At 61.8% G+C, this 7,327-nt stretch carries 9 protein-coding genes and 2 pseudogenes; 5 read left to right on the top strand and 6 right to left on the bottom strand.

What is annotated here, in order from left to right:
- A pseudogene (locus ACJBF3_RS25560) lies at positions 1 to 112 on the bottom strand (IS110 family transposase); the annotation flags it as partial.
- Positions 113 to 261: 149 nt separating this feature from the next.
- On the opposite strand from ACJBF3_RS25560, the gene ACJBF3_RS25565 reads away from it, so the two are divergent.
- From ACJBF3_RS25565 to ACJBF3_RS25580, 4 genes are read left to right on the top strand one after another with little or no spacing between them, the layout of a single operon-like run.
- Positions 262 to 1,944 (top strand): Mu transposase C-terminal domain-containing protein, encoded by a 1,683-nt coding sequence (locus ACJBF3_RS25565; RefSeq protein WP_010791757.1) that lies wholly within the window; start codon positions 262 to 264, stop codon positions 1,942 to 1,944.
- A 2-nt stretch (positions 1,945 to 1,946) separates the two neighbouring features.
- Positions 1,947 to 2,855 carry a TniB family NTP-binding protein gene (locus ACJBF3_RS25570; RefSeq protein ID WP_000393453.1) on the top strand — a complete coding sequence of 303 codons (909 nt, stop codon included), beginning with the start codon at positions 1,947 to 1,949 and terminating at the stop codon, positions 2,853 to 2,855.
- On the top strand, positions 2,852 to 4,069 hold the full coding sequence (locus ACJBF3_RS25575; protein WP_011405615.1) for a TniQ family protein: 1,218 nt from the start codon (positions 2,852 to 2,854) through the stop codon (positions 4,067 to 4,069). The genes ACJBF3_RS25570 and ACJBF3_RS25575 overlap by 4 nt, the downstream gene beginning before the upstream one ends.
- Before the next feature lie 60 nt (positions 4,070 to 4,129).
- Positions 4,130 to 4,744 (top strand): recombinase family protein, encoded by a 615-nt coding sequence (locus ACJBF3_RS25580; RefSeq protein ID WP_010981357.1) that lies wholly within the window; start codon positions 4,130 to 4,132, stop codon positions 4,742 to 4,744.
- Between the two features lie 38 nt (positions 4,745 to 4,782).
- Here ACJBF3_RS25580 and ACJBF3_RS25585 read toward each other — a convergent pair whose 3' ends face one another.
- The 5 genes and pseudogenes from ACJBF3_RS25585 to ACJBF3_RS25605 all read right to left on the bottom strand — a co-directional run.
- Positions 4,783 to 5,103: a DUF3330 domain-containing protein gene (locus ACJBF3_RS25585; RefSeq protein ID WP_010981356.1), complete on the bottom strand. Its 321-nt coding sequence runs from the start codon at positions 5,101 to 5,103 to the stop codon at positions 4,783 to 4,785.
- A 15-nt stretch (positions 5,104 to 5,118) separates the two neighbouring features.
- Entirely contained in the window at positions 5,119 to 5,355 is a 237-nt protein-coding gene (gene merE, locus ACJBF3_RS25590) for a broad-spectrum mercury transporter MerE (protein WP_005413392.1), read from the bottom strand.
- The gene (gene merD, locus ACJBF3_RS25595; RefSeq protein ID WP_031942307.1) at positions 5,352 to 5,717 is read right to left on the bottom strand and encodes a mercury resistance co-regulator MerD; all 366 of its coding nucleotides are present in this window, start codon (positions 5,715 to 5,717) and stop codon (positions 5,352 to 5,354) included. The genes merE and merD overlap by 4 nt, the downstream gene beginning before the upstream one ends.
- Positions 5,718 to 5,828: 111 nt before the next feature.
- Entirely contained in the window at positions 5,829 to 6,467 is a 639-nt protein-coding gene (gene merB, locus ACJBF3_RS25600; RefSeq protein WP_000761850.1) for an organomercurial lyase MerB, read from the bottom strand.
- Positions 6,468 to 6,481: 14 nt separating this feature from the next.
- Positions 6,482 to 6,694 (bottom strand): annotated as a pseudogene (locus tag ACJBF3_RS25605) (mercuric reductase); the annotation flags it as partial.
- A 70-nt stretch (positions 6,695 to 6,764) separates the two neighbouring features.
- Here ACJBF3_RS25605 and ACJBF3_RS25610 point away from each other — a divergent pair.
- A complete protein-coding gene (locus tag ACJBF3_RS25610; protein ID WP_010981353.1) occupies positions 6,765 to 7,199 on the top strand; it encodes a mercury resistance transcriptional regulator MerR in 435 nt (144 codons plus the stop codon).
- The last annotated feature ends 128 nt before the right edge of the window (positions 7,200 to 7,327 follow it).

Genomic DNA, 7,327 nt, shown 5'->3' on the forward strand with positions numbered 1-7,327 from the left:
ACTTTGGCCGGGTAAATTTTTTACGGTAAACAGCCTTCCCGCGACGATCCTGGCAATGAATATGGAAAGAGTTTTTACCCAGATCGATACCAATGAGCGCAATGTTTTCCATGATAGTTGTCATTTTCAGAAGACGACTGCACCAATTGACGGGGCGTAACGCCAGATGTGCAGGCGACTCCTGACAACGCAATATCAGAAGTCATCTGCACCAATCTCGACTATGCTCAATACTCGTGTGCACCAAAGCGAGGTGTGAGCATGGCGTCAGACACATCATTGATTGCCGAGCAAGGCGTGGCCACCCTGCCCGATGCGGCTTGGGCGCAGGCCCGGCAACGGGCGGAAATCATCGGGCCGCTGGCAGCGCTTGATGTGGTCGGGCATGAAGCCGCCGATGCCGCTGCTCACGCGCTTGGCCTGTCCAGGCGGCAGGTGTATGTCCTAATCCGCCGTGCCCGGCAAGGTGCTGGGCTTGTGACGGACCTGGCTCGCAGCCGATCCGGCGGCGGAAAAGGCAAGGGACGCTTGCCGGAATCAGTTGAGCGCATCATCCGCGAGTTGCTGCAAAAGCGCTTCCTGACCAAGCAGAAGCGTAGCCTGGCAGCGTTCCACCGCGAGGTCGCGCAGGCTTGCAAAGCGCAAAAGCTGCGGGCGCCGGCGCGCAACACCGTGGCTCTGCGGATCGCCGGCCTCGATCCGCTCAAGGCCACTCGCCGCCGGGAAGGTCAGGATGCGTCCCGCAGCCTGCAAGGTGTCGGTGGTGAGCCTCCCGCCGTGACCGCGCCACTGGAACAAGTGCAGATTGATCACACGGTCATCGACCTGATCGTGGTGGACGAGCGCGACCGGCAACCGATTGGCCGTCCGTATCTGACCATCGCCATCGACGTGTTTACCCGCTGCGTGCTCGGCATGGTCGTCACGCTGGAAGCGCCGTCATCTGTTTCGGTCGGCCTGTGCCTTGTGCATGTCGCCTGCGACAAGCGTCCCTGGCTGGAGGGTCTGAACATAGAAATGGAGTGGCCGATGAGCGGCAAGCCCAGGCTGCTCTACCTGGACAACGCGGCCGAGTTCAAGAGCGAAGCGCTACGCCGAGGCTGCGAGCAGCATGGCATCCGGCTTGACTATCGCCCGCTCGGGCAGCCGCACTACGGCGGCATCGTGGAACGGATCATCGGCACGGCGATGCAGATGATCCACGACGAATTGCCAGGGACGACCTTCTCCAACCCTGACCAGCGCGGCGACTACGATTCCGAAAACAAGGCCGCCCTGACGCTGCGTGAGCTGGAGCGCTGGCTCACATTGGCGGTCGGCACCTACCACGGCTCCGTGCACAACGGCCTGCTCCAGCCGCCGGCAGCGCGCTGGGCCGAAGCTATCGCGCGGACCGGCGTGCCAACCGTCATCACTCGCACCACGGCTTTTCTGGTCGATTTTCTGCCCATCATCCGCCGCACGCTGACCCGCACCGGCTTCGTCATCGACCACATCCATTACTACGCCGATGCGCTCAAGCCGTGGATAGCTCGGCGCGACCGCTTGCCTGCGTTCCTGATCCGGCGCGACCCGCGCGACATCAGCCGCATTTGGGTGCTGGAGCCGGAGGGGCAGCACTATCTGGAAATTCCATACCGCACCTTGTCGCACCCGGCTGTCACCCTCTGGGAACAACGACAGGCGCTGGCGAAATTGCGGCAGCAAGGGCGCGAACAGGTGGATGAGTCGGCGCTGTTTCGCATGATCGGCCAGATGCGCGAAATCGTGTCCACCGCGCAGAAAGCTACGCGCAAGGCGCGGCGCGACGCGGATCGACGCCAGCATCTCAAGGCAACGGCAGTTCTTTTCAAAACCACGCCACCACCGGACGCGGACATGGCTGACCCGCAGGCAGACAACCAGCCACCTGCCAAACCGTTCGACCAGATTGAGGAGTGGTAGCCGTGGAAGAATATCCCATCATCGACTTGTCCCACCTGATGCCGGTGGCCCAGGGCTTGGCCCGTCTTCCGGCGGACGAACGCATCCATCGCCTTCGCGCTGACCGCTGGATCGGCTATCCGCGAGCAGTCGAGGCGCTGAATCGGCTGGAAGCCCTGTATGCGTGGCCGAACAAACAACGCATGCCCAACCTGCTGTTGGTCGGTCCAACCAACAACGGCAAGTCGATGATCGTCGAGAAATTCCGCCGCACCCACCCGGCCAGCTCCGACGCCGACCAGGAGCACATTCCGGTACTGGTCGTGCAGATGCCATCCGAACCGTCGGTAATCCGCTTCTACGTCGCGCTACTTGCCGCGATGGGCGCGCCATTGCGCCCGCGCCCACGGCTGCCGGAAATGGAGCAATTGGCGCTGGCACTGCTACGCAAGGTCGGCGTGCGCATGCTGGTGATCGACGAATTGCACAACGTCCTGGCCGGCAACAGCGTCAACCGCCGGGAATTCCTCAACCTGCTGCGTTTCCTCGGCAACGAGCTGCGCATCCCGCTGGTCGGGGTCGGCACACGCGATGCCTACTTGGCGATCCGCTCGGACGACCAGTTGGAAAACCGCTTCGAGCCGATGATGCTGCCGGTGTGGGAGGCCAACGACGATTGCTGCTCACTGCTGGCCAGCTTCGCGGCTTCGCTCCCGCTGCGGCGACCCTCGTCGATTGCCACGCTGGATATGGCCCGCTACCTGCTCACGCGCAGCGAGGGCACCATCGGCGAGCTGGCGCACCTGTTGATGGCGGCGGCCGTCGCTGCCGTGGAGAGCGGTGAGGAAGCGATCAACCATCGCACGCTCAGCATGGCCGATTACACCGGTCCCAGCGAGCGGCGGCGGCAATTCGAGCGGGAACTGATGTGAAGCCAGCGCCACACTGGCCACTGCATCCGGCTCCCAGGGAAGGCGAAGCCTTGTCTTCGTGGCTCAACCGCGTGGCCCTTTGCTATCACATGGAGGTGTCCGAGCTGCTGGAGCACGATCTTGGTCACGGCCAGGTTGATGACCTGGACACCGCGCCACCACTGGCGCTGCTGGCGATGCTCTCCCAGCGGAGCGGCATCGAGCCGGACCGGCTGCGTTGCATGAGTTTCGCCGGCTGGGTGCCTTGGCTACTGGACAGCCTTGATGATCAGATTCCAGATGCATTGGAAACCTATGCGTTCCAGCTCTCGGTGCTGCTGCCGAAACTCCGCCGTAGGACGCGATCCATCACGAGCTGGCGTGCCTGGCTGCCCAGCCAGCCGATACATCGCGCCTGCCCGCTCTGTCTGAACGATCCGGAGAACCAAGCCGTACTGCTCGCGTGGAAGCTGCCCCTGATGCTGAGCTGCCCACTGCATGGCTGCTGGCTGGAATCCTATTGGGGCGTGCCAGGGCGGTTTCTCGGCTGGGAGAACGCCGACGCCGAACCGCGCACTGCCAGCGACGCGATTGCGGCGATGGACCAGCGTACCTGGCAGGCACTGACGACCGGCCACGTGGAGTTGCCGCGCCGACGCATCCACGCCGGATTGTGGTTTAGGCTGCTACGCACGCTGCTCGATGAGCTGAACACCCCGCTTTCGACGTGCGGCACCTACGCGGGGTATCTCCGCCAAATCTGGGAATGCTGCGGGCATCCGCTGCGTGCTGGGCAAAGTCTGTGGCGACCGTATGAAACCCTGAACCCGGCAGTACGGTTGCAGATGCTGGAGGCGGCGGCAACGGCAATCAGCTTGATTGAGGTGAGGGATATAAGCCCGCCAGGCGAGCACGCAAAGCTATTCTGGTCCGAGCCCCAAACCGGGTTCACCAGTGGCCTGCCGGCGAAAGCGCCGAAGCCCGAACCCGTCGATCACTGGCAGCGTGCAATCCAGGCCATTGATGAGGCCATCATTGAAGCACGACACAACCCCGAGACGGCACGCTCGCTGTTCGCGTTGGCTTCCTATGGTCGGCGCGACCCCGCTTCCTTGGAACAGTTGCGCGCCACCTTCGCGAAGGAAGGCATCCCCCCGGAATTTCTGTCACATTATGAGCCTAGCCTACCCTTTGCATGCCTTAGACAGAATGACGGGTTAAGTGACAAATTTTGACGTGCAGAGCTTCCCGATGCAAACTGTCACATAATCGAACGTATATGTGACAGGTACAAGATGCTGATTGGCTACATGCGAGTATCGAAGGCGGATGGCTCCCAGGCGACGGACTTGCAGCGCGATGCGCTGGTCGCGGCCGGTGTTGATCCGGCGCATCTCTATGAAGACCAAGCGTCCGGAAAACGCGAGGATCGTCCCGGTCTGGCGAGCTGTCTGAAGGCACTACGGCCAGGCGACACGTTGGTCGTTTGGAAACTGGATCGGCTCGGGCGCGACCTGCGCCATCTGATCAATACCGTCCATGACCTGACCGGACGCGGCATCGGCCTCAAGGTGCTGACCGGGCACGGCGCGGCCATTGACACCACGACCGCCGCCGGCAAGCTGGTCTTCGGTATCTTCGCCGCGCTGGCCGAGTTCGAGCGCGAGTTGATCGCCGAGCGCACCGTGGCGGGCCTGGCCTCAGCACGGGCACGCGGCCGGAAAGGCGGCCGGCCGTTCAAGATGACCGCCGCCAAGCTGCGGCTGGCGATGGCGGCAATGGGGCAGTCAGAGACCAAGGTCGGCGACCTGTGCCAGGAACTTGGCATCACGCGGCAGACCCTGTATCGGCATATTTCACCCAAGGGCGAGCTACGTCCAGATGGCGAGAAGCTACTCAGCCGAATTTGATGCCGACATGAGGCGACGTAGCGAAAGCGTGGTTTGTCTCAATTTGACGGCGGCGAACCGCAAGCGTTCGGTTCGCCGCTCGTTTCGGTCGCAGTGCTGGCCCGCGCCTGGAAACGTTGATAACACTCCAGCCCGCAGAAGTGCTCGACGTACTCCGCGCCTTCCGGTGTGAAGGCGGCATCGAGCGGAATTTCCTTGCAGCACACGCAGCAACTGGTGGCGGTCGGATCATTTGCATTCATGGTGGCACCCCTCCATTGACTGACGAAGACGGCGAATGCCGCCGCCGGCATCGGCTTTGCGAACAGAAAGCCTTGCCCGCGCTCGAACGCTTGGGCCCTCCGCCGTAGTCCATCCATCCGGCCGGGAAGCGCTCATGATCTTTCCCTGAATGCCCGCAACGCCCGCGCCAGTGACAGAAGAAACAGGCCGGTCAAACCGAGCGCCGTGATGACCCAATACTCGACAAGGAATGCACCGGCGGTTGTGCCGGCCAGCACGGCAGCGAGGATGGACAGGTGGCAGGGGCAAGTCAGCACGGCCAGCGTGCCCCACAGGTAGCCGGTGAACGGTTTGTGCGTCTCGGCCGGCATGCGCTCGGGGCTGTTCATGGCAAACTCTCCGCATGCTGTGCCGGCGCGGTCGGCATGGCGGCCAACTGCACTTCCAGATTGGCCAACGCTTCGCGCCGGCGTTCGACGAACTGACGCAGCACAGCAAGCTGCGCGGCAGTTTCATCGCAGTTCGCCGCATCCAGCGCCCGGCACAGCCGCGCCAATGCGCCGAGGCCGATGCCCGCCTCGAAGGCGGCCCACACGAAGCACAGTCGCTGCAAGGCGGCGTCATCGAACAGGCCGTAGCCACCCGTGGTGCAGGCGACTGGCCGCAGCAATCCGCGCAGCAGGTAGTCGCGCACGATATGCACGCTCACCCCGGCATCAAGGGCCAGCCGGGACACCGTGTAGGCGTTCATCGAACACCTCCTTTTGGTCGGTTCACGGCAATGCATATACCGTTTCGCCGAGTTCAATCCGCGCGCTGCGAATCCGATGCCGGTGCCGTAGAACATTGGGTCGATATCCGATCACGGTGTCCTAGATGACATGGTCTGCAACAGATGTCGATTAAACTCCTGGCCCAAGCCGAAAGCCTCGTGGACACTGACGATCGCCAATCCTTCCAATCCTTGATGCTTGGAGGCCCAGTCTTCCGCCGTCGGGACAGATGCAAAGAAATGTACATGGCAACAGAAGGACTGACGAACGTCGGCTGCTTCCTGCGGCAATACCAAGGACACCGCCATGCCGGCAGGTTCGACAGCCTGTATCTCGCTGGGTGAAACCGTGAGTGAAACGGGTGCTCCGGTTGCAGCGCAATGCGATGAGACGCGAGCTGTACGGCCGATCAGCGCCGGAAATATCAAGGTGTCCAGCGCGCACCAGGCATACAGACGGCGGTCGTCAATTTCAAAGACATACGAAGTCTCGCGCAAGGTGAGGCCGTAGCCGATGATGTTCCCATCTTTGTCATATTCGGTACTGGTGGCCTGTTCGAGTACGGCGGCCACTCGCTCAGCGGGCCAGTCGAGAATCCCGGCAAGTGTCGTTCGTGAAACCGGACGCCCCTTGGCGAGTTCCCGCAGTAGCGGGACCAAGAGATCCGCAGTACCATTGGTACGATTGACCGAAGTGAGACGTTCTAAAATATATGGGGCGAGCTTCATGGTTCCATCTCCTTTCATCCTGCGCAGCAGGACAATTGTTTGACATCCTTGGTGAAGGTCTGCGCCGCGAGCTTCAGCCCCTCGACCATCGTCAGGTAGGGGAACAACTGGTCAGCCAGTTCCTGTACGGTCATGCGGTTACGGATCGCGAGCACCGCCGTCTGGATCAGCTCGCCCGCTTCCGGGGCCACTGCCTGTACCCCAATGAGTCGTCCGCTACCTTCCTCGGCTTGTCCTTTCGAATTTGAATTGGATAGCGTAACCTTACTTCCGTACTCATGTACGGAGTCAAGCGGTATGGAAAATAATTTGGAGAACCTGACCATTGGCGTTTTTGCCAAGGCAGCCGGCGTCAACGTGGAGACCATCCGGTTCTATCAGCGCAAGGGCTTGTTGCCCGAGCCGGACAAGCCCTATGGCAGCATTCGCCGCTATGGCGCGGCGGACGTGACACGGGTGCGATTCGTGAAATCGGCCCAGCGGTTGGGCTTCAGCCTGGATGAAATCGCCGAGTTGCTGCGGCTCGACGATGGCACCCACTGCGAGGAGGCCAGCAGCCTGGCCGAGCACAAGCTCCAAGACGTGCGCGAGAAGATGGCCGATTTGGCGCGCATGGAGGCTGTGCTGTCTGACCTGGTGTGCGCCTGCCATTCGCGGCAGGGGAATGTTTCGTGTCCGCTGATTGCGTCGTTGCAAGGTGGAACGAGCTTGGCAGGGGCTTCCACAGCTTAGCGTGCTTTATTTAATGAGATGGTCACTCCCTCCTTCCCAGTACTATGCTGAGGACAGGCTTTCATTCGGAGAACCATCATGGAAAACATTGCGCTTATTGGTATCGATCTGGGTAAGAACTCTTTCCA

Source organism: Enterobacter sp. PP-008-ECC_S150 (assembly GCF_045257065.1).
GTDB lineage: Bacteria > Pseudomonadota > Gammaproteobacteria > Enterobacterales > Enterobacteriaceae > Enterobacter > Enterobacter chengduensis.

Coding starts and splice junctions, on each gene's coding strand:
- ACJBF3_RS25565 (WP_010791757.1), top strand. CDS start 262: ATGGCGTCAGACACATCATTGATTGCCGAGCAAGGCGTGGCCACCCTG.
- ACJBF3_RS25580 (WP_010981357.1), top strand. CDS start 4,130: ATGCTGATTGGCTACATGCGAGTATCGAAGGCGGATGGCTCCCAGGCG.
- ACJBF3_RS25585 (WP_010981356.1), bottom strand. CDS start 5,103: ATGGATGGACTACGGCGGAGGGCCCAAGCGTTCGAGCGCGGGCAAGGC.
- merE (WP_005413392.1), bottom strand. CDS start 5,355: ATGAACAGCCCCGAGCGCATGCCGGCCGAGACGCACAAACCGTTCACC.
- merD (WP_031942307.1), bottom strand. CDS start 5,717: ATGAACGCCTACACGGTGTCCCGGCTGGCCCTTGATGCCGGGGTGAGC.
- merB (WP_000761850.1), bottom strand. CDS start 6,467: ATGAAGCTCGCCCCATATATTTTAGAACGTCTCACTTCGGTCAATCGT.
- ACJBF3_RS25610 (WP_010981353.1), top strand. CDS start 6,765: ATGGAAAATAATTTGGAGAACCTGACCATTGGCGTTTTTGCCAAGGCA.